Here is a 601-nt window from a genome sequence, read left to right on the forward strand (position 1 = left end):
CGTCCTGAGCCAGGATCAAACTCTCCGATAAAGTAGTTTGACTGACTACGCACATCGCTGTGCGATTTTTAAAAACTGAATTAACAGGTACGTTTTGTCTTGTTTAGTTTTCAAAGATCATTTTGTTTGTCCGCTTTGTTAAAGCAACTTTATTAGTATACAACGTCACTTCTTCAAAGTCAACAACTTTTTTTAAAAATTTTTGGTGGAGCCTAGCGGGATCGAACCGCTGACCTCCTGCGTGCAAAGCAGGCGCTCTCCCAGCTGAGCTAAGGCCCCATAAAAAATGGTCGGGAAGACAGGATTCGAACCTGCGACCCCATGGTCCCAAACCATGTGCTCTACCAAGCTGAGCTACTTCCCGATTTCCCATCTATTCTATTAAAAGATATGGCGCGCCCGAGAGGAGTCGAACCCCTAACCTTTTGATCCGTAGTCAAACGCTCTATCCAATTGAGCTACGGGCGCAAAACATAATGCCGAGGGCCGGACTTGAACCGGCACGGTAGTCACCTACCGCAGGATTTTAAGTCCTGTGTGTCTGCCAATTCCACCACCCCGGCGTGGATGGTATAGTTGGAGCGGAAGACGGGATTCGAAC

4 tRNA genes are annotated in these 601 nt (G+C 47.6%); all 4 read right to left on the reverse strand.

Going from position 1 to position 601, the window contains the following annotated elements:
• Window positions 1–203: 203 nt before the first annotated feature.
• The 4 genes from WA279_RS20735 to WA279_RS20750 all read right to left on the reverse strand — a co-directional run bounded on the left by WA279_RS20735 (window position 204) and on the right by WA279_RS20750 (window position 563).
• Window positions 204–279: transfer RNA gene (locus WA279_RS20735), tRNA-Ala, on the reverse strand.
• A gap of 8 nt (window positions 280–287) precedes the next feature.
• Window positions 288–364 (reverse strand) — tRNA-Pro (locus tag WA279_RS20740).
• 27 nt (window positions 365–391) lie between these two features.
• Window positions 392–468 (reverse strand) — tRNA-Arg (locus WA279_RS20745).
• Window positions 469–477: 9 nt separating this feature from the next.
• Window positions 478–563 (reverse strand) — tRNA-Leu (locus tag WA279_RS20750).
• Window positions 564–601: the final 38 nt, after the last annotated feature.

It is taken from the genome of Bacillus sp. 204(2023) (assembly GCF_037027505.1).
GTDB classification, from domain to species: Bacteria; Bacillota; Bacilli; order Bacillales; family Bacillaceae; genus Bacillus; species Bacillus subtilis.